The organism is Thalassospira sp. A3_1, assembly GCF_017744215.1.
Lineage (GTDB): Bacteria > Pseudomonadota > Alphaproteobacteria > Rhodospirillales > Thalassospiraceae > Thalassospira > Thalassospira lucentensis_A.
Window position 1 is genome coordinate 1,468,037 of sequence record NZ_JAGHQQ010000001.1, and the last position, 19,510, is coordinate 1,487,546.

A 19,510-nucleotide genomic window follows, 5' to 3' on the forward strand; every position below is an offset into this window, starting at 1 on the left:
CTTGCCGGGTGGTTTCCGCCTGGCCGTCCTTCCGAACCTGTGCGCCGTGATACCACACGACCATCCCGGAGGGATAAAATGCTGACTTCCATCGCGACCGTATCGCTATCGGGCGATCTTCAGGAAAAACTTGATGCCATTGCCGCCGCTGGCTTCGACGGGGTCGAGATTTTTGAAAATGATCTGCTGACCTTTGATGGCTCCCCCGAGGATGTTGGCAAGACCATTCGTGACCTTGGTCTGAAACTGGTGACATTCCAGCCATTCCGCGATTTTGAAGGCATGCCCGAACCCCAGCGTACCCGTGCGTTTGAGCGTGCGGAACGCAAGTTCGATCTGATGGAAGAACTGGGTACCGATCTTTTGATGGTCTGTTCGAATGTTTCACCGCATTCACTTGGCGGGCTTGACCGTGCGGCAAAGGATCTGGCCGAACTTGGCGATCGCGCGGCCAAGCGCGGCCTTCGCGTCGCATTCGAAGCCCTGTCCTGGGGCAAACATATCAGCGACTATCGCGATAGTTGGGAAGTGGTGCGGCGCGCCAATCACCCCAATGTCGGTCTGGTGCTTGATACCTTCCATATCATGGCACGTAAGGTGCCGCTTGATGCGATTGCATCGATCCCCGGCGACAGGATTTTTCTTGTGCAGGTCGCAGATGCACCGATCCTCGAAATGGACCCGTTATCCTGGAGCCGCCATTTCAGGTGTTTCCCCGGACAGGGCGATTTTCCGCTCGATGAATTCATGCGCAATCTGGCGCAAACCGGGTATGACGGGCCGCTATCACTTGAAATCTTCAATGATCAATTCCGGTCAAGCTCGACCAAAAACGTTGCCAAGGATGGTTTGCGTTCGCTGATTTATCTGGGTGATGGCATTGATGGTGTAAAAGTTGGGGAAAAGGCGGTTGCCCTGCCGCCAAAGGCGCATGCCCGCAATGTCGAGTTTGTTGAATTCGCGGTCGAAGAAGAAAACGCCGAAAAGCTTGCCGCCCTGTTTGCCGGGCTTGGTTTTGAAAAACGCGGCAGCCACAAATCCAAGGCCGTCACATGGTGGAAGCAGGGCAATATCAATCTTGTCATCAACTGCGACAAGGATGGCTTTGCGCATTCTTATAACATCGTGCATGGCCCGTCGGTCTGTGCGGTGGGGCTTAAGGTTGATGACGCAAATGCATCGCTTAAACGCGCGCAATCGTTGCTGGCGTCGCCCTTTACCCAGCCGGTGGGGGCGGGCGAGATCGAAATGCCCGCCATTCGCGGTGTTGGTGGCAGTCTGGTTTATTTCCTTGATGATCAAAGCGAACTGGCGCGCATCTGGGATGTCGAGTTCGAAGCATCGGAACCGGCAGGCAAACCGGCAAATGACGCCAACCTGAAATCGGTCGATCACGTTTCCTATTCGATGCAGTACGAGGAAATGCTGACCTGGGTGCTGTATTTCACGTCGATCTTTGACCTTGGCAAAATGCCAACGGTCGATGTGCCCGATCCCGGTGGTCTGGTACAAAGTCAGGTGGTTCAGGGTGATGATGGTGGTGTGCGGCTGATCCTGAACGGATCGCAAAGCCCCCATACCCAGCATTCACAATTCCTAAGCGAATTCTTTGGAAGCGGCGTGCAGCATATCGCACTTTCAAGTGGTGATATTTTTGCTAGCGTTGATTTTTGCCGGAAAAATGGTGTTGAAGTTTTGCCAATACCGGAAAATTACTATGATGACATCGAGGCGCGCTTCGGGCTTGATCCCGATCTTCTGGATCGACTGAAAGCTGCCAACATCCTTTACGATCGTGATGATGACGGCGAGTATTTTCAGGTCTATACCAAGACCTTCGCCAACCGGTTCTTCTTTGAACTGGTTGAACGTCGTGATTATCGCGGGTTTGGTGCGGCCAATGCGCCGATCAGGCTGGCATCGCAAACCCGTATGAACCGGCGCAGTCAGACGTCGAAATAAGCAAACATTTCAGGGGATAAGGAAACCATGAGCGTTTCGGAAATTCTTGTCATTAACGGCCCGAACCTTAACCTTCTGGGGCAGCGTCAGCCGGAAATCTACGGCTATGACACTTTGGCAAGTATCGCGGATAAATGCGCATCCCTTGCCGAAACGCTGGGGGTTTCTGTCCGGTTTGAACAGTCTAACCACGAAGGCAGCATTGTCGATTTCATCCATGATGCACGGCAACGATCAGATGCGATCATCATCAATGCCGGGGCCTATACCCATACCTCGGCGGCCATTCATGACGCGCTGAAAACATTCGATGGCTATATCATCGAACTGCATATTTCCAACCCGCATGCCCGTGAAGAATTCCGCCATCACAGCTGGATCAGTCCGGTTGCCAATGCCGTGATGGCAGGTGCCGGTGCCTATGGCTATGAACTGGCAACGCGTCTTGCCGCGGAAAAAATTGCGCAGACCAAATAGGGTGATGGTGCCCGGGTCCGAAACAACAAAGGCAGCATTGAATGCTGCCTCAGACTGCTGACAAAGCATACCCGATCTGATCGTCACTCCCGCAAAGCCTGTCCCCGTGAAAGCGGGGCGGCAATCCCGTCTCCTGCAACAGGGCATGGATTCCGGGTCTGCGCTCTGCTCCGCCCGGAATGACGATTTTGATCAATCGCCAAAGCCAACCCCGCCAGCCAACCACGGGCCGCTGACAAAGCCCTCCCAACCAGATCGTCATTCCCGCGACGGCGGGAATCCAGTCTCTTTCAACGGGGCATGGATTCCGGGTCTGCGCTGCGCTTCGCCCGGAATGACGGTTTTGGTCAATCGCCAAACCAATCCCGCCAGCCAACCAACCCCTCTGCTCCCGGCATCGCCAAACGCCACCGACCGGACGGACCACGCCCCGGACGGCCCCCGCTGCCCCGAACGACGCTCGCTCTCGGTTGCCCCAAAACGCACCTCACCCCAAGGGCCACAGCGTTGCCGAATGGCAGGCACACAAATCCCGCCATCGATGACCGGCCTTTCGGCATGTCCGACGCACCATCGGCCCGCTGACAACCGATCCTGCCAGCCGCTCCCCGCCAGCCACCCAGCCACCCAGCCACCCAGGCAACCCGGCCAGCCGACCCCGTGCCGATCCAATCCGGGCGCAATTCGGGCCCGCTGATTCTCGGCATTGTCACGCTTCACTGACCGGACTGGCCCCGAACTGGACCCGGACTGGACTGAGCTGGACCTAACCAGCTTCACCTCGCCCCGGCTATCCCAGCCCCGAACAAACGCCCTTGCCCCAAGGACACATTTCTCCCGTCATGATAAACACCCGTTTTTCGCAAATTTCGCGTAGCCTTACGGCACGAACACACCACCGCCGTAATGACTTTTCCATGCGCCGTTAACGTCCCTTCGGCGATACCACCCCCGCCATGTCATCCCGTCAGATCGCTGCCCCATCATCATCCCATTCCTGTTTTGCCGCCCGAAACGCAAAAACCCGCAAAAGCGAATCACGCTTTGCGGGTTTTGTCTCCGGACCCATTTGTCCTGTTGACTTTATCTTTATGCCACAACCAAAAGAACAAATCAAGAACTTTTTTTCAAAAAAGCCGGAAAAAAGTCCCGGTCGATGCTTTGCGTGACCGAAAAGGTATATTTATCAATATCCTGAGGCAGCATTGAATGCTGCCTTTCTGTTTTCATGAACGGTTTGTGATCAAACTGCGCTGCGTGATCGAAGGGCTGCGGCCAGCGTGCCGTCATCAAGGTAATCAAGTTCACCGCCAACCGGGACCCCGTGCGCCAGGCGTGTAACCTTGACCCCGGTTTCGATCAGGCGTTCGGTGATGTAATGTGCGGTGGTCTGGCCATCGACCGTGGCATTGGTCGCAAGGATTACTTCGGTTACGGCTTCGTCGCGTGCCCGTTCGATCAGTTGATCGATGCGCAAATCATCCGGCCCAACCCCATCAAGCGGCGACAATGTCCCGCCCAGAACGTGATATTGCCCCTTGAACGCCCCGGCACGTTCCAGCGCCCAAAGGTCCTGAACTTCCTCGACCACGCAAATTGCATCGCGGGTGCGATTGCGATCAGCGCAGATATGGCACGGATCGACCACATCAATATTGCCGCAAATGCCGCAATTGGTCATGGCATTGGCGGTTTCTTCAAGCGCGTGGGATAACGGGATCATCAGGGTTTCGGGCTTTTTCAGCATCTGTAAAACCGCGCGTCGTGCCGACCGCGGCCCAAGCCCTGGCAGGCGAGACAGAAGCTTGATCAGATTTTCGATTTCCCGTCCGTTCATGATGGTCCCGTCTTGCGGTTGATCTTTTGATTGGTGTCTCTGATAGCTTGTATCAAAAACAAAGGGCGGCGCAATGCCACCCTTTGATTTATGCGGCAATACCGCAATTCGATATCAGACCAGCCGATCAGAACGGCAGTTTGAAACCTTCCGGCAGGTTAAGCCCGCCGGTGACATCTTTCATCTTGTCCTGAACAGCGGCTTCGACCTTGACCTTGGCGTCGTTATAGGCGGCAACGATCAGGTCTTCGAGAACTTCGGTATCCTCGGGATCGACAATGCTTTTGTCGAGTTTCAGGCCGCGCATCTCGCCCTTGCCGTTCAGCATGACCTTGACCATGCCCGCCCCGGACTGGCCTTCGATTTCAAGTGCCACAAGTCCTTCCTGCATTTCCTGCATTTTGGACTGCATTTGCTGGGCCTGTTTCAGCATCCCTGCAAGGTTCTTCATAGCTCGTCGTCTCCTTCGAGATAAAACGCATCATCGTAAACGGAACCGCTTTCGTCCTGCTCGCCCTCGGTTTCTTCCTGTCCCGGTGGCAGATGGACGGCAACGATTTTTGCCTTGGGTAACCCATCAAGGATCGCCTTGACCAGCGGATCAAGCGATGCATCCGCCTTGCGCTGTTCAAGGTCCTCAAGTTCCTGTTCCTTAAGCGTCGGCGCACCTTCTTCGCGTTCCGAAACGCTGACCATCCAGCGATGACCGGTCAGATTGTTCAGGGTTTTGATCAACTGGCTTGCCAAATCCGCACGCGCGCCGCGCGCAGGACGATATTCAATGCGGCCCGGTTCATATTTCACCAGATGCATATAGTTCTTAAGTTGGATCGCAAGCGCGGTTGTTTCGCGCTCCTTCGACAGCAGCTCTGCAACCTCGGCGAAGGTTTCCGGCAATTTCGCATAAGCCTGCTGCGGGGCATGCTCGGGTTCACCCAGTGGATCGGGGCGGGCATGGGCAACTGCCGCAGCACCGCCATTAACCACCTGCATGCGCGGACCCGGTCCGCCGCCACCATTGCCGCCACCGCCGCCTTGCGGGGCATTACCGGATTTATTCAGATCACTGCGCAGTTTCTTGATCAGATCGCCCGGGGGCGGCATTTCCGCGGCATAAGCCAGCCGGATCAGGATCATTTCGGCGGCCTGTATCGGACTTGGTGCAATGCGGGTTTCTTCCAGCCCTTTAAGCAGCATCTGCCACGCACGGGTTAATTGTGGCATGGCAAGCTTGGCGGCGATTTCCTTGCCGCGGTCACGTTCGATCTGCGAGACGCCGGGATCATTTGCCGCCTCGGGCGACAGCTTCACACGCGTCAGCCAGTGGGTCAGATCCAGCATATCCTGCAACATCACCGCCGGATCGCCACCCAGCGCATATTGCGCACCCAGCAATTCCAGCGCTTCGTTGATCTCGCCCTTCATGGTCTGATCAAACAGATCAAAAATCCGCGACCGGTCTGACAGGCCCAGCATGTCACGGACCTGTTGGGTCGTGACTTTGCCTGCGCCATGCGAAATCGCCTGATCCAGAAGGCTCATGCCGTCACGGACGGATCCGTCGGCGGCACGCGCAATCAGGGCAAGCGCCTCGTCCTCGATATCGGCATGTTCAAGGTCGGCGATGCGTTTGTAATGGGCGGCCAGTTCGTCGGTTTGAACCCGGCGCAAATCAAAACGCTGGCAACGCGATAGGACCGTAATCGGAATTTTGCGGATTTCGGTGGTCGCAAAGATGAATTTCACATGCTCCGGCGGTTCTTCCAGCGTTTTCAAAAGCGCGTTAAACGCACTTTTCGACAGCATGTGCACTTCGTCGATGATGTAAATCTTGTAGCGGGCCGATGTCGGGCGATAACGAACGCCTTCGATCAGTTCGCGAATATCGTCAACACCGGTACGTGACGCGGCATCCATTTCCAGAACGTCGACATGACGGTCTTCGGCAATCGCGCGGCAATGTTCGCAAACACCGCATGGCTCGATGGTGGCATTGCCTTTGCCATCCGGCCCGATGCAGTTCAGCGCGCGCGCAATGATACGGGCGGTCGTGGTTTTACCGATCCCGCGCACCCCGGTCAGAACAAAGGCATGCGCCAGACGACCGCTTTCAAGCGCGTTCGACAGCGTCTTGACCATCGGCCCGTGACCGATCAGCTCGTCAAAGGTTTTCGGGCGATATTTGCGGGCAAGAACCTGATATTCGCTTTTGGGCGCTTCTTCGGCCTTTGCGGCAGGCGCAGAGACGGGTGCCGCCGCGGCGGGTTCCTGTTCCATATCAAGCTCTGGCGCCTCAGCCTCGGGCGTTTCTGGTGCTGACGTTTCGGTGCTGTCGATCTGATCCGTCATTCATCCGGTCCGGCATGTTTCAATGTGCTTTGGTTTTAGCAGCTTCGTCCCCGCATGGGAAAGACCAAGTGGGAAATTTCCCACACAAAATTCCATGGCAGGCAGGATGCTGCAAAGCATGGCGGAAACGTGTGATTTTTGGGGGGATATAAAGGGTGAGAGACTGAACCGCGACCCGGAAAAACTCGTTACGGCTGCTACCTTCCGGTCCTGACCGGGTTGGCGAGCGGTCCGTCCACGGCCAGCCTCTCGCCCCCTATATCGCGCAAGGAACCATAAAACGCAAGGCCCGGCTTTGATTTTTTCATAAATCGCGTGATCGTGGCTTTGATGGCGGGTTTGGTCGGGTTAATGTCGGTGCCCGTCACTTGAATATGCTGATCCGCCATGTCGAGTACCGGGACTCGGTCCCGTTTCTGGCGGCACCAAACAAGGAATTGCCCCGAAATGGACAGGCTGTTTTACGAAGCAACCGATCTGGATCGCGATGCCCGGTTGCGCACCCGGGAAAACTGGCGTGAACTGCTGCTGGCCGAGGAAAGCGTTAAAATTCTGATCTGCCATGCTGGCGACCCTTTGTTTGCGTGGCCCGAAGACATGAACGAGCACGAGCTTGTTGTCGTCGGAGGTCCCGCCTTGCCGTATCTTGATCTTGAAATCGAACGGGCAAATTGGATTTATATCGGTCGACATGGCGGAGAGGCCGTCATCGCGATTGATATCGCGCCAATCATTTCTGATCGCGATGATGCCATTCGTCGATTGGGTGGCGGATTTGGCGATATGCGTAGCCGTATGGCAGCTCTTTCCGAAGACGAGGCCGCCCTTGCGGCCCAGGCACGCGCCATTTTCAACTGGCATCAGAAACATCAGTTTTGCGGTGTATGCGGGCATCCCAATCAGGTGATGGAAGCCGGTTACCGTCTGCAATGCAGTAATCCGGCATGTGGCACACCGCATTTCCCGCGGACTGATCCGGCGGTAATCATGCTGATCCATCACAATGACCATGTCTTGCTGGCGCGTTCCCCGCAATTCCTCCCCGGTACGGTTTCCGTGCTTGCCGGGTTTGTCGAACCGGGTGAAACGCTTGAACAGGCCGTTGCGCGCGAAGTCTTCGAAGAAGTCGGGATACGCATCAAACGTGCACGCTATATTGCATCTCAACCATGGCCTTTCCCCGGGTCCTTGATGCTTGGCTTTATCGCCGAGGCAGAAACGACCGACATCGTCATTGATGAAAAGGAAATTGAATTCGCGATGTGGGTGCATCGCGACGAGGTTGCCGCCCTGCCGGAAAAAGGCGTCAATCTTCCCCGTCCCATTTCTATTGCGCGCTACCTTCTGGAAAACTGGTGCGAAGGACGCATATAGAGAAGTATTCACCGTACTGTGATGGTTTGGAATGCCGTTGCATCTCGGTCAATAAACGGGTGGGAGAAAGGATAAGTCTTCGGATGAAGCAAGTGTTTCGGTGGTTTGGCAATCTGATGGGATCGGCATGCTTGGCGATCGCCTTTTCAGCAGATGCCAAAGCAAAGGATCCGATAAATGTCAGGGTAGGCAGCTATGAATATGGCGTTGTCTATTTTTTTGACGGCGATAAACCAGCGGGATTTGCGCCCGAACTGATCGCGGCTCTGAACGCGATCCAATCAACCTATTTTTTTCAACTTGTCGAAACGTCCTCGCGCCGTCGATACAGAGATCTGGCTGCGGGTATGTTCGATATGGTTCTGCTCGAAAGTTCCGATTGGGAATGGGACGATCAGAATGTTGTGTTTTCCGATCCAATCGTGACGGAACATGACCTGTATGTCGCAAGGCGAAGGGACATTCCCGGGCCAAGCTGGTTCGACGAGGTAACCTCGCGCAATATTCTGTGCGTGCTGGGTTTCCATTATGGATTTTCCGGCTTCAATTCCAACCCGGATTATCTTCGCGACAATTTCAATGTTTCGCTGCTTTACAACGAACAGCAGGTACTGGAAGAATTGCTGTCTGGTTCTGGCGATGTTGGTATCGTTTCCGCAGGATTTCTTGCCCGAACCTTTCAGGCGCAGCCTGAACTGTCCGAACAGGTATTCATCGGGCCAAAACCCGATTCAAGCTATGATCTGGTTTCTGTGATGTCAGAAAAATCGGTGATCCCGGTCAACGAGTTCAATGACCTGATTCGCGTTCTGCACACCAGTGGAAATATTGCGAAGAACTGGCGCGAATTGCATCAGAACCTTTCCAAACCCTAACCTTTCCGCGGTGAATTTCATGATATTCAGTCTAGCGGCGGAATACGCGCGATAACGTTACGACGCAGACTCTCAGGTCGTTCACGCCATGGTACGATACCGTCATTTGTCCCGGCATAGCGACGGCCGAGTTCGCAAAGATCATCGATCATGCCGGTATCAAGATTGCCATAAACATATCCCCATTTACCCGGCCCGCTAAGCGCAACTGAGCAGCCCGATTTGCAATTGGTCAGGCATTCGACGGCTCTGATATCAAATGGCATATCTTGCTTGCCACAGCTTTCGACCATTTTATCAAACAGTTCCCGGCCATGACGGGGATCTGTAGCTCCCTCGGCCGAGGAAGCAGTGCAGGTCGTGCAGATATTCAGGCGCGCTTTGGTGGTCATGGCATCCAGTAAGGTTAAGGTGGTCGCAGGACGCGCATCCAAACAGTTTGCCCGTTGTCCGGTCAAGTCATCTTGTTATGCCTAACGATCCTGAAGGCCTCTCCCTTCCATAATGCGCGGCACACATTTCTCGATTCGGGATGTGCGCGTGGCCGATTGTTTGGCACCGGAAAAATGAAGGTTGTATCCCCGTTGCCGACCCGGTGTCAGTGCATTGAAAGCACGTTCTAGATCTGGATTTTCGACAAATTTTTTCAGAAGCTCTGCCGGAAGTTCAAGCTTGTTCTTTTCGCTGAACTCGATCTTGAGTCCCGATTTCTCTACGGCGATTGCTGCCTTTATGTAGGCCTTCAGAATGTTTTCTTTGGCAGTTATTTCTGGAACCGAAGCGAAATGAATGCGGCGCATGGCCTGCGAATTTTCGCCCGGTTTGGCAAGGATACCCTCTGGATCATCCATCAGTGCACCCTTGAAAAATCCAAGCGCACAATCATCCTTCATCCCGTAAATCATCAGGATATTGCTACCCTCGAACGTGTAGCAAAGGTTGCCCCATTTGACATCTTCGGTCAGTCCACATTCAAGAATGATTGATCTTAGCGCTTTGCGTTCTTCGTGCCACTTCTCCTGCGCCAGAAGCGCATCGACCTTTGCTGCCAAACTCGTCATTTATTGAAACTCCGGCGACCCTTTTTTCTCTATCCCCTATTCAATCAGCCGGTTGCGCGGATGGTCAAGTTATCATCATTGATATATTCGCTTACAAAACTCTGGATCGTTGCGGCAAGCTGCCGATCCACAAGCGGATGCGACGCATCCGACAGCATCAGGGCTACCCCGACCGCGGGTAATGGCGGGAAACCGTCGCGACTTTCAAGAATCTGAAACTCGTCCGTGACACTTGCCGCGGCAAGTGCTGCTACACCAAGTCCGTCACGCACCAGATGCAGTAACGATGCCGCCTGTCTGGTCGTTGCAAACAGGGTAAAAGGACGATCCGCCTTTGAAATGGCATCAATCGCCCAAGCATGGAATTTGCAATCTTCGGCAGGCAGAACAAGCGATAGTGGGTTCGCCAGATGTTGTTTGTGGATCGGCGACGAAACCCAGACACCGGGTTCATGGCGCAGGAAATATCCCTCTTCGCCTTTTTCTGATCGGCTGATGATGGATATATCAAGTTCGCCCTGATCAAGCATCCGGTGGAGCAATATCGTCGGATTGACGGAAATAAAGAATTTGGCATCGGGATAGGTCTTGCGTATGGCGCGCAGTACCACCGGCAGGATTTTCTGGGTGTAATCGTCCGGGCATCCGATCCGGATCGGGCGGCTGCTATCCTGCCCGCGCATCTTTCCCATGGCCTCGTCCTGCAGCGACAGCATACGCCTTGCATATCCGACAAAAGTGATGCCATCGGCCGTCAATAGAACATTGCGGCCTTCCCGTTCAAACAGTGTATTGCCAACAATATCTTCCAGTCGTTTCATCTGCATGGAAAAGGCCGACGGGGTGCGACCTATCCGGTCTGCCGCACGATTGAAACTGCCGCATTCGGCAAACGCAACAAAACTTCGAAGCAGATCGGAATCCATGAAACATCCTTTGATCAGAAATAATGATCAATAAATTTGAACTGTCTGGTCAAAACTATTCGATTGTTTGCCAGTCGACCAGCGCCAATTATCTGCGCTGGCCGGCCATTGCTGTTTGCAAGTGCCAAAGGAATATCGAAATGATCCTTCATGATTTTTTACCTTCGGGAAATGGTTACAAAATCCGTTTGCTGTTAACCCTTCTCGGCAAATCGTTTGCTCTGGTCGAGCATGACATCACCAAGGGTGAAACCCGCACACCTGAATTTCTGTCGCGGATCAATGCCAATGGCAAAATCCCTGCGCTGGAGTTCGACGATGGCCGGGTTCTGGCCGAAAGCAATGCGATCCTGATCCACCTTGCCGAAGGAACGCCCTATTTGCCGACCGATGCGTGGGAACGTACCGCGGTCATGCAATGGCTGTTCTTTGAACAATATGATCACGAACCGACAATTGCCGTTTTGCGGTCATGGGTCGGGATCAAGGGCATGCCCGAACATGCCGATATTCTCGTGCCGATGAAGCGCGCAGGTGCGAAGAAGGCGCTCGATCTTATGGAAAAACGCCTGTCGGGGCATAACTGGCTGGTGGGTGATGCGTTGACCATCGCTGATATATCCCTTTACGCCTACACCCACGTTGCCGAAGAGGGCGATATCGATCTGTCGATCTATCCGGGCATCCTTGCATGGCTTGACCGTATTGCCGCCCTGCCGGGATATGTTCCGATCACGTGGAAGCCCTGATTCCATCCGCCGATGAAAAAAAGCCGCCCCGTCATCGGATGGGGGCATCCTGATCGGGGCGGCTGCAAGAACCGATGCGTGATCCAGGTAGCGCATCGGCGAAAAGAAAAAGATGGTTAGGTGTCCCTATGCCGACCTTAAAATCCGGTCGGGCAATAACGGATCGGTTGCGGCGGCTGAATGGCGGGCCTGAAAATTGTTGAAAGCGGCATTGATATTCGGGACCTCTGCCAGAATTTCCGGCCCGCCGGGCATTGCTTTCAGATACTGGATCATCGGCATAATCAGCATATCGGGAATGGTAAAGCGCGGACCGAACAACCAGCCATCGGCATAATGCGGATCAAGTACCTTGAGGTCGCCGGCAATCAGGTCGCCAATGCGGCTCATGCGTGTGGCAAAGCCCGGATCGTTGCGCTGTTCTTCATCGGCAAAGACCATCGGGATGACAAATTGCCGCAGGATATGCGGATCAAGCCGCGTAAGCGCGACACTGATCCATTGTTCCATATGCGCGACCTTGTCATGACGCACGGGGCGTAACAGCGGTCCGTCAAAGGCATCGTCAATATACCGGCAGATCGCGGCTGTTTCGTACAGTACCAGACTGTCATGTACCAAAACCGGTACCTTGCCAAACGGATTGAAACGCAGCAATTCGGGCGTAGGGGATGAGCCGGGGGTTTGAATGCCCTTGGTGCGAAACGCGAACGAAATCTCTTTCTCGATACAGGCAATCCGGACAGTGCGCGACAGGCTGCTGCGCGGCATGCCGTAAATAATCACCTCGGACATCGCAAAATCCTTTGCATCTGTGATACGCGCATGAAACCAAAACAGGGCTTTGACGCGCGAAACTTGCCAACAGGATTGCGGACCACATAATATGTTCAAGAACATATTTTAAAAATGTGCGAGCCTTGTTTCCAGCCACACCAATTGGAGCCAAAGCATGCCTTACAGTCCGGACCACAAGCCAAAGACGCGGCAAAAAATCATCCGCTCGGCGGCCAAGCTTTTCAAAACGGTCGGCTATGAAAATGTTACCATTGATCAGGTGATGGCTGATGCCGGGCTCACGCGCGGCGGGTTTTATGCCCATTTCAAAAACAAGGAAGACCTGTTTGTCGCTACCGTCGAAAGCGGCATTGATCTTCTTGGCGAACCGGTCCTGTCGCGTTTGCGCAAGGCCGAAAAATTCGGACTTGATTGGACCACTACCTTTGCGGAGCTTTATCTGTCCAATCAGCATCTGCATCACCCCGAAAAGGGGTGTGCATTACCAACGCTCTCAACCGAAGTTGCCCGTTCGGGCGAACGTGCACAGAAGGCTTTTTCCAAGGTTATTCGCGGGGCATGCGGCAAGCTTGCCGCGAAACTGGCCCTTGAGGAACGGGGCATGGCACCGATGACCCGCGAAGAAGCCAATGCCTGGTTTGAAAGTCCGCCACTTGATGAAATCGGTAAGGAACACCGCATCAATGCAACCGCGATGCTCTCAATGATGGTAGGTGCGATGGTGCTTGGCAGGGCTGTTGATGACGAAACGGCCGAGCTGATCCTGAACTCCGTGCGAAAAACCGTGCCACGGCTCAAGATCTCGCCTGAAAATGTAGAAACGACGCTGACCTATTGCGCAAAGAAACCATCCAGAACATCGGCGTAAATCACGACCAGTTTTTCAATGTCTTCGACCATGGCATGCTCATCGACCTTGTGCATGCTTTGTCCGACCAGACCGAATTCCGCGACTTCGCAATATTTGTGGATAAAGCGGGCATCCGATGTGCCGCCCGTGGTGCTCATATCCGGTCGATGGCCCGTGACCTTTTCCGAGGCATCGGAAATCAGGGCAGCAAGCTTGCCGGGCTCGGATACAAACGCCTCGCCGGAAATCTTGACTTTAAGGTCATGGGCACCGGCATGTGCGGCACAGGTTTCACGGATCCATTTTTCCAGATCGACACCCTGATGCAGGTCGTTGAAACGGATATTAAATGCGGCACTGACCTTCGACGGCACCACGTTGGTCGCGGGATTTCCGGCATCGACGGTGGTGACTTCCAGATTGCTTGGCTGGAAATGCGGAGTGCCCTTATCGAGTTCGTGCGTGGTAAGGGCATTAAGGACCTTTAACATGCGTGGTACAGGATTATCGGCCAGATGCGGATAGGCAACATGCCCCTGTGCGCCATAGATCGTCAGCCAGCCGGTAATGGAACCGCGGCGACCGACTTTCATCATCTCGCCCAGATAAGTTGGATTGGTCGGTTCTCCCAGAAGACAGACATCAAGTTTCTCGCCATGTTTGTCACACCAGTCGAGAAGCTTGACCGTGCCGTTCACCGCATCGGCTTCTTCATCACCGGTAATCAGGAAGCTGATGCTCTCGTCAAAATCGGGATGGGCTGCCAAAAAGGCATCAACCGATTCAACGAAACAGGCAATGTTGGTTTTCATATCAACCGCACCGCGCCCAAACAGACGGCCATCCTTGATTTCGCCACCAAATGGATCAACTGTCCATGCTGCGGCATCGCCTGCCGGAACCACATCAGTATGTCCGGCAAAACAGAAATTGCGCCCTTTGGTGCCCAGCCGGGCATAAAGGTTGTCGATGCTATCCCAGCCGTCTTCGTGAAAGACTTTGCGTTTGCAGTCAAAGCCGCGTGCTTCAAGGGCAGCCTGCAATACATCAAGGGCACCGGCATCCGCAGGCGTGACGGACGGGCAGCGGATCAGGGACTGGGCAAGGTCAAGGGCGGTGGGCATTTGATATTCTCTTGGCTTCGTGATGATGGACGAGGATTTGCATCCCATTATCAATGTTTCACTGGAAACATTTGACGAGCAAAAAAGGAGCGAAACGGTTTTCCGCCTCGCCCCTTATAAATCATTGGCAAATCGTGTGACAGAAATCAGTCACGCAGCAATTCGTTGATCGAGGTTTTCGAACGGGTTTTTTCATCCACACGTTTGATGATAACCGCGCAATACAGGCTTGGCCCCGGCTTGCCATCGGGCAACGGTTTGCCCGGAATGCTGCCCGGAACCACAACCGAATAGGCCGGGACACGGCCGATAAAGGTTTCGCCGGTGGTGCGGTCAATGATCTTGGTCGATGCACCGATAAACACACCCATCGAAATCACGGCACCTTCTTCGACGATCACACCTTCAACGATTTCCGAACGCGCCCCGATAAAGGCGTTGTCTTCGATAATGACCGGACCGGCCTGCAGTGGTTCAAGGACGCCACCGATACCTGCACCACCAGACAGGTGAACGTTTTTACCGATCTGTGCGCAGGAGCCGACGGTCGCCCAGGTATCAACCATGACGCCGGTATCAACATAGGCACCAAGGTTCACAAAGCTCGGCATCAGAACGGTACCCGGTGCGACATAGGCCGAACGGCGCACGATGCTGCCCGGTACGGCGCGGAAACCGGCATTTTTGAATTCGGCCTCGCCCCACCCTTCAAATTTCGACGGGACCTTGTCCCACCAGTTGGTGTTTTCGCCGGGGCCGCCGGAAATGGTGGTCATGTCATTGAGACGGAAGGACAGAAGAACCGCCTTCTTGGCCCACTGATTGACAACCCACTTGCCATCGGTTTTTTCAGCAACACGCAGTTTACCGCTATCAAGTGCGGCAAGCGTCTGGTCGACCGCCTTGCGGATTTCACCCTGGGTGGCAGAGCTGATTTCGTCGCGGTTTTCCCAAGCGACGTTGATCACGCCTTCAAGTTCTGTTCTGTCCATTTTCAGAAGTCCTTGCGGTCAGCTTTAATTTCATGTCGGGCGGAGAATGGTCAAAGCCTGTGGTGAAGTCAACTCCGCCAGTTTACTTAGGGGTTCCCTGATCCTGACCCGCGAAAGAATTACCCGATCATGAGGGCAAGCTCAATCTTGGAACCATGACAAATTCGCTCGCGAACGGTTTTATACCGGACTGATGGCCAGTTTGCGCAAGAAATGCACTAGATTGTCGGTTTGGTGATCAATCCGGGGATCATCGCTTCCGGCCTGCGCCCATTCCTCGTCCGTGTGGACCCAGACGGTGGTCATGCCCATATCCTTGGCCGGAAGCAGGTTTTTGGCCATGTCTTCGAAATAGATCGCGCGTGCCGGATCAATCGCATCACGCGCAAGAAGCCGATCATAGGGCTGGCGTTCAGGCTTGGGGATATAGTCGGCATCAACGATGTCAAAGATGGTTTCAAAATGGCTGGCAATGCCAAGGCGGTCCATCACCCTTTCAGCATGTCCACGTGATGCATTGGTGAAAATCACCTTGCGGCAGGGCAGTGCATTCAACGCTGCTGCCAGCTCCGGCGCAGGATCGACCACTGACAGATCAATATTGTGAACCTTGTTCAGGTAGTCCGCGGGATCAATATCATGTTCGGTCATCAGACCACGCAGCGTTGTGCCATAGCGATGAAAGTAGCTTTTCTGGATGACATAGGCCTCGTCCGCCGGAAGGTGCAATGTGTCGCGCACATACTGGCCGATCAGATTGGATACCTGCGAAAACAGGTCACATGCCGACGGATAAAGCGTGTTGTCGAGATCAAAGATCAGGACATTGTCGGGCGCAATGCGCGGCATGGCGGTGGCAGCAGAAACGATCGGCGACATGTTGGATCAATCCGGTTGTGTGCAGTGGCGACGAGAATTCAGACGGTGGTCATTACGCTTTCGGCTGTTCTTTCTTATGGGATTACAGCCGGTTTGCAAAGGCAGGGCGATGTATTTTGCAGTGCATCATTGTAGGCATGCGGTTTTTGCAATCATTTCAGGCTCGAATAATTCGGGTTTGGGGTTTAAAAAGCCCCGCCCGAACAAAGATATAATCAATCTGCGTTCGGAACGTGACGGTGCCAAGGGGGATGTTCCGGTTTACGGAGCATGATGCACCCGGAAATATGTTCGCCAGGTTCGAAATCTGCTGGTGCTGTAAAGGCGTTATTAAGGGTGCCATGCAGATGATAGGCGAATTCGTCTTTGCGGATGATGTGACTTCCTGAATTGGGGGCAGGAAGGCGCAAGGATTTCGAGGCAGCTCAAGAGGACCCTTTGGAAAAGCTTCTCAAAAGTCGCACGACGGAACTGCGAAACGAACGAAACCGCTTCGCGGCACTTGCGTTTGTGTGGGGGGATCTTCTGCTGGAACTGGATGACGATCTGAGGATCGTGTTCGCATCCGGTGCGGCAGATGGAATGATTGGCCGGTCGGCAGCCGATCTTGAAGGCCATACCCTGCAGTCCGTGCTGGCCCCGCAATTCAGACCGCTGGTTCAGGAAATGTTATATGTGGCGCGCCGTCGTGGCCGGATGGACAACATCCAGGTGCGGTTTATTCGCCCGGACGAACAGCTAAGCGCCCCGGTCTCCATGAGCGGTTATTTCCTTCCTGATCTTGGCGATCATTTTTTTGTCGCCCTGCGCGTTGCGATCAACACATTGCCTCATGATGTGGCGCGATCGATCAAGCGCGATGATGCAACCGGCCTGATGGACGAGGAAAGCCTTTCCCGGGTGGTGACCGAACGTCTTATGGCGCAACGCGAAACCGGTGCAGAACATAAATTTACCCTGATGACGCTGAATGCGTTTGATCCATTGTGCAAACGCATGGAGCAAATCGAACGTGATGAAATGCTGGCCAGTATAGGTGCGTTTCTGCGTGCGCACTCCGTTGCCGGGGATACCGCGGGTCGCCTGAATGGCAACCAGTTTGGCATGTTACACAGGCCGGACGTGCCGGTTGGCGAACTTGAAAACCGGATTGCCGACTGTGCACGGGATGCCGATCCGTCGGGCAAGGGGGTGGATATTTCGACATCTGTTACCGATTTCACCGCCGAGATGATCCCGCCGGGCGATCTGGCGCGTGGGGTGCTTTATTCCATCCGCCGGTTCTGCGACCGGCAGGAGCACGGATTCACATTTTCCCGCCTGATCGGACAGGCCCCCAATCTGGTAAATGACACATTCTCGGCCATGCGCGATTTCGGAATGCGGGTCGATCGGCTGAAATTCGATGCGGTTTATCAGCCGATCGTGCGATTGCCATCTGCGGAAATTCACCATTTCGAGGTTCTTGCACGTTTTTATGATGACGAAGGCAAGCTGATTCCAACGGATCGTCTGATCACTTTTGCCGAACAGGTCAATATGATCCACAGGCTGGATCTGGCTATGATGCGACGGACGCTTAAATGGATACGCAATCAGCTGGACGAGGGTATTGATGCCCGCGTTGCGGTTAACGTCTCGGGCCACAGTATTGAAAACCCGGATTTCTGCCGGTCGGTAATTGCTCTTTTTGAACGCAATCGCGATACGATGGGGCAGCTGATGATCGAGATCACCGAAACGGCTGAAATCACCGACATCGATACGGCTTCGACCTGGATCACACGTTTTCGGGATTTCGGCGTTGAGATTTGTCTGGATGATTTCGGTACCGGGGCATCGAATTTCCGGTATCTGAGTGCGCTGGATGTCGATTATGTCAAGATCGACGGAGAATCAATCCGCCAGTCCCTGAAATCATCCAAAGGTCGTGCGTTCATGAAGTCGCTGGTTGATCTGTGTCATGAACTGAAGGTCGAAGTGGTGGCGGAAATGATCGAAACCGATGCCATGCGTGAAATGGTGACAAAGGTCGGTTTCGACTATGCGCAAGGGTATCTTTTTGGCAAACCTGAAAACGATATCACGCTTTACTGGCGCAATATTCACGATCCCAAGCGCCATTAGACTCAACCCGATAGTCACTGCAAAGGTCGCTACAACGGCGGCCTTTTTTTAATGTCGGAAACGCAAATAATTTCGCTTGGGAAACGCTGAAAACAGTCATTTTGGGGCAGGTTTCTGCAAGTGCGGAAAAAAACGCCAAATGCATCGCCAGTTTTGCCGCTTGTCTGCGTGGATATGGATACCGGCCCGTTTTGGTCGGTTGGCAGGTATGTCAGTTCCATTCTTCCATATAGGAGATCCAGAAAATGGCGAGCATTAACACCAATATGTCGGCGACACTGGCAGTGTCGAACCTGAACAAGACCACTGACGAGATGACTTCTGTTCTGACGGCAATGTCGAGCGGCAAGTCGATCAACTCTGCATCGGATGATGCTGCGGGTCTTGCCGTTTATACTGCGATGTCTGTTGACTATGCCGCCTGGGAACAGGCTGGTGATAACGCCGAAGTCGCAACGGCCATTCTTGAAACCGCTGACGGCGGTCTTTCGGAAATCGGCGATATTCTTGAACGTATGTATGAACTTGCATCCGAAGCATCTTCGGGTTCGGTGACCGATACGGAACGTGCCTATCTTGACGCGGAATATCAGGAACTGGTTGCACAGGTTGATTCTATCGTCAACTCGACGACCTATTTCGATACTTCACTGCTGGACGGCACCTATAACGAGAACTTCACCGTTTCGGCCGATTCAAGTGTTGCTGCAATTGCCGTTGACCTGTCTGCACAGGCCTATGACGCAGCAAGCCTTGGCTTGGCCGGTGATTTGACGTCCTCGACCAATGCAGCGACCGAGCTGACGGCAATCGAGGCGGCTGTTACGACCGTTTCTTCTGGCCGCGCAACGGTCGGTGCGCTGATGTCGCGGTTTGATTATGCGTCCGGCAACATCGAAACCGCACAGACAAACCTTGAAGCCGCAATGAGCGTCTATATGGATGCCGATATCGCGGAACTGAGTGCTGAACAGACGGAACTTGGTGTGAAGATGGATTCTGCCATCCAGGCTCTGTCGGTTTCCAACGAAAATCTCGAGAAGCTCTCGCGTTTGCTGAGCTAACTCGGCGTGGGGTCATCCGGTTTTAGAGCCGCCGGGTGGCCCTGTTTTGTTTCGTGTCGCATGAAA

The 19,510-nt window shown here is 54.1% G+C and carries 18 protein-coding genes and 1 other RNA gene; 8 read left to right on the plus strand and 11 right to left on the minus strand.

All coding sequences use genetic code 11. The annotated features are described in order from the left end of the window. Positions 1-78: 78 nt before the first annotated feature. Both J7395_RS06645 and aroQ read left to right on the plus strand, forming a co-directional pair. Positions 79-1,962 carry a sugar phosphate isomerase/epimerase and 4-hydroxyphenylpyruvate domain-containing protein gene (locus J7395_RS06645; protein ID WP_209220937.1) on the plus strand — a complete coding sequence of 628 codons (1,884 nt, stop codon included), beginning with the start codon at positions 79-81 and terminating at the stop codon, positions 1,960-1,962. Between the two features lie 27 nt (positions 1,963-1,989). Beyond that, positions 1,990-2,439 (plus strand): type II 3-dehydroquinate dehydratase, encoded by a 450-nt coding sequence (aroQ, locus tag J7395_RS06650; RefSeq protein WP_114094074.1) that lies wholly within the window; start codon positions 1,990-1,992, stop codon positions 2,437-2,439. A 1,243-nt stretch (positions 2,440-3,682) separates the two neighbouring features. Here the strand turns inward: aroQ and recR are convergent. The 4 genes from recR to ffs all read right to left on the minus strand — a co-directional run bounded on the left by recR (position 3,683) and on the right by ffs (position 6,875). Further along, a complete protein-coding gene (gene recR, locus J7395_RS06655) occupies positions 3,683-4,276 on the minus strand; it encodes a recombination mediator RecR (protein WP_040060315.1) in 594 nt (197 codons plus the stop codon). A gap of 127 nt (positions 4,277-4,403) precedes the next feature. Next, complete coding sequence (locus J7395_RS06660) at positions 4,404-4,727, minus strand: YbaB/EbfC family nucleoid-associated protein (protein ID WP_007091823.1); 324 nt, start codon at positions 4,725-4,727, stop codon at positions 4,404-4,406. Then, entirely contained in the window at positions 4,724-6,625 is a 1,902-nt protein-coding gene (locus tag J7395_RS06665) for a DNA polymerase III subunit gamma/tau (RefSeq protein WP_209220939.1), read from the minus strand. Before J7395_RS06665 ends, J7395_RS06660 begins: the two co-directional genes overlap by 4 nt. A 155-nt stretch (positions 6,626-6,780) precedes the next feature. Next, an RNA gene (ffs, locus tag J7395_RS06670) (signal recognition particle sRNA small type) lies at positions 6,781-6,875 on the minus strand. A 197-nt stretch (positions 6,876-7,072) separates the two neighbouring features. On the opposite strand from ffs, the gene nudC reads away from it, so the two are divergent. Next, complete coding sequence (gene nudC, locus J7395_RS06675; RefSeq protein WP_209220940.1) at positions 7,073-7,999, plus strand: NAD(+) diphosphatase; 927 nt, start codon at positions 7,073-7,075, stop codon at positions 7,997-7,999. 83 nt (positions 8,000-8,082) lie between these two features. Next, on the plus strand, positions 8,083-8,874 hold the full coding sequence (locus J7395_RS06680) for a transporter substrate-binding domain-containing protein (protein WP_209220941.1): 792 nt from the start codon (positions 8,083-8,085) through the stop codon (positions 8,872-8,874). Positions 8,875-8,900: 26 nt separating this feature from the next. Here the strand turns inward: J7395_RS06680 and J7395_RS06685 are convergent, their stop codons facing one another. The 3 genes from J7395_RS06685 to J7395_RS06695 form a co-directional block, all read right to left on the minus strand. Continuing rightward, positions 8,901-9,266, minus strand: a complete 366-nt coding sequence (locus J7395_RS06685; RefSeq protein WP_209220947.1) for a DUF1636 domain-containing protein — start codon at positions 9,264-9,266, stop codon at positions 8,901-8,903. Positions 9,267-9,347: 81 nt separating this feature from the next. Further along, positions 9,348-9,935, minus strand: a complete 588-nt coding sequence (locus J7395_RS06690; RefSeq protein ID WP_209220948.1) for a DUF1801 domain-containing protein — start codon at positions 9,933-9,935, stop codon at positions 9,348-9,350. Between the two features lie 44 nt (positions 9,936-9,979). Beyond that, positions 9,980-10,861, minus strand: coding sequence for a LysR family transcriptional regulator (locus tag J7395_RS06695; protein WP_062960159.1), 882 nt, complete (start codon positions 10,859-10,861; stop codon positions 9,980-9,982). A gap of 140 nt (positions 10,862-11,001) precedes the next feature. On the opposite strand from J7395_RS06695, the gene J7395_RS06700 reads away from it, so the two are divergent. Continuing rightward, a complete protein-coding gene (locus J7395_RS06700) occupies positions 11,002-11,610 on the plus strand; it encodes a glutathione S-transferase family protein (protein ID WP_209220949.1) in 609 nt (202 codons plus the stop codon). A gap of 126 nt (positions 11,611-11,736) precedes the next feature. Here the strand turns inward: J7395_RS06700 and J7395_RS06705 are convergent, their stop codons facing one another. Continuing rightward, positions 11,737-12,405, minus strand: a complete 669-nt coding sequence (locus J7395_RS06705) for a glutathione S-transferase family protein (RefSeq protein ID WP_062952263.1) — start codon at positions 12,403-12,405, stop codon at positions 11,737-11,739. A gap of 157 nt (positions 12,406-12,562) precedes the next feature. Between J7395_RS06705 and J7395_RS06710 the strand changes: the two genes are divergently transcribed. Beyond that, positions 12,563-13,276 carry a TetR/AcrR family transcriptional regulator gene (locus tag J7395_RS06710; protein WP_209220951.1) on the plus strand — a complete coding sequence of 238 codons (714 nt, stop codon included), beginning with the start codon at positions 12,563-12,565 and terminating at the stop codon, positions 13,274-13,276. On the opposite strand, the gene dapE is transcribed toward J7395_RS06710, so the two are convergent. The 3 genes from dapE to J7395_RS06725 all read right to left on the minus strand — a co-directional run bounded on the left by dapE (position 13,240) and on the right by J7395_RS06725 (position 16,253). After that, on the minus strand, positions 13,240-14,382 hold the full coding sequence (gene dapE / locus J7395_RS06715) for a succinyl-diaminopimelate desuccinylase (RefSeq protein WP_209220952.1): 1,143 nt from the start codon (positions 14,380-14,382) through the stop codon (positions 13,240-13,242). The genes J7395_RS06710 and dapE overlap by 37 nt on opposite strands. Positions 14,383-14,528: 146 nt before the next feature. Then, a complete protein-coding gene (gene dapD, locus J7395_RS06720; protein ID WP_209220953.1) occupies positions 14,529-15,374 on the minus strand; it encodes a 2,3,4,5-tetrahydropyridine-2,6-dicarboxylate N-succinyltransferase in 846 nt (281 codons plus the stop codon). 180 nt (positions 15,375-15,554) lie between these two features. Beyond that, a complete protein-coding gene (locus tag J7395_RS06725) occupies positions 15,555-16,253 on the minus strand; it encodes a pyrimidine 5'-nucleotidase (RefSeq protein ID WP_114109100.1) in 699 nt (232 codons plus the stop codon). Between the two features lie 438 nt (positions 16,254-16,691). Here J7395_RS06725 and J7395_RS06730 point away from each other — a divergent pair, with 438 nt between their 5' ends. After that, entirely contained in the window at positions 16,692-18,380 is a 1,689-nt protein-coding gene (locus tag J7395_RS06730) for an EAL domain-containing protein (RefSeq protein WP_209220954.1), read from the plus strand. A gap of 245 nt (positions 18,381-18,625) precedes the next feature. Next, positions 18,626-19,444: a flagellin gene (locus tag J7395_RS06735; RefSeq protein WP_062952248.1), complete on the plus strand. Its 819-nt coding sequence runs from the start codon at positions 18,626-18,628 to the stop codon at positions 19,442-19,444. Positions 19,445-19,510 lie beyond the last annotated feature (66 nt).

Excerpts from the sequence above, each read along its gene's own strand:
- J7395_RS06645 (WP_209220937.1), top strand. The coding sequence starts at position 79 with ATGCTGACTTCCATCGCGACCGTATCGCTATCGGGCGATCTTCAGGAA.
- aroQ (WP_114094074.1), top strand. The coding sequence starts at position 1,990 with ATGAGCGTTTCGGAAATTCTTGTCATTAACGGCCCGAACCTTAACCTT.
- recR (WP_040060315.1), bottom strand. The coding sequence starts at position 4,276 with ATGAACGGACGGGAAATCGAAAATCTGATCAAGCTTCTGTCTCGCCTG.
- J7395_RS06660 (WP_007091823.1), bottom strand. The coding sequence starts at position 4,727 with ATGAAGAACCTTGCAGGGATGCTGAAACAGGCCCAGCAAATGCAGTCC.
- J7395_RS06665 (WP_209220939.1), bottom strand. The coding sequence starts at position 6,625 with ATGACGGATCAGATCGACAGCACCGAAACGTCAGCACCAGAAACGCCC.
- nudC (WP_209220940.1), top strand. The coding sequence starts at position 7,073 with ATGGACAGGCTGTTTTACGAAGCAACCGATCTGGATCGCGATGCCCGG.
- J7395_RS06680 (WP_209220941.1), top strand. The coding sequence starts at position 8,083 with ATGAAGCAAGTGTTTCGGTGGTTTGGCAATCTGATGGGATCGGCATGC.
- J7395_RS06685 (WP_209220947.1), bottom strand. The coding sequence starts at position 9,266 with ATGACCACCAAAGCGCGCCTGAATATCTGCACGACCTGCACTGCTTCC.
- J7395_RS06690 (WP_209220948.1), bottom strand. The coding sequence starts at position 9,935 with ATGACGAGTTTGGCAGCAAAGGTCGATGCGCTTCTGGCGCAGGAGAAG.
- J7395_RS06695 (WP_062960159.1), bottom strand. The coding sequence starts at position 10,861 with ATGGATTCCGATCTGCTTCGAAGTTTTGTTGCGTTTGCCGAATGCGGC.
- J7395_RS06700 (WP_209220949.1), top strand. The coding sequence starts at position 11,002 with ATGATCCTTCATGATTTTTTACCTTCGGGAAATGGTTACAAAATCCGT.
- J7395_RS06705 (WP_062952263.1), bottom strand. The coding sequence starts at position 12,405 with ATGTCCGAGGTGATTATTTACGGCATGCCGCGCAGCAGCCTGTCGCGC.
- J7395_RS06710 (WP_209220951.1), top strand. The coding sequence starts at position 12,563 with ATGCCTTACAGTCCGGACCACAAGCCAAAGACGCGGCAAAAAATCATC.
- dapE (WP_209220952.1), bottom strand. The coding sequence starts at position 14,382 with ATGCCCACCGCCCTTGACCTTGCCCAGTCCCTGATCCGCTGCCCGTCC.
- dapD (WP_209220953.1), bottom strand. The coding sequence starts at position 15,374 with ATGGACAGAACAGAACTTGAAGGCGTGATCAACGTCGCTTGGGAAAAC.
- J7395_RS06725 (WP_114109100.1), bottom strand. The coding sequence starts at position 16,253 with ATGTCGCCGATCGTTTCTGCTGCCACCGCCATGCCGCGCATTGCGCCC.
- J7395_RS06735 (WP_062952248.1), top strand. The coding sequence starts at position 18,626 with ATGGCGAGCATTAACACCAATATGTCGGCGACACTGGCAGTGTCGAAC.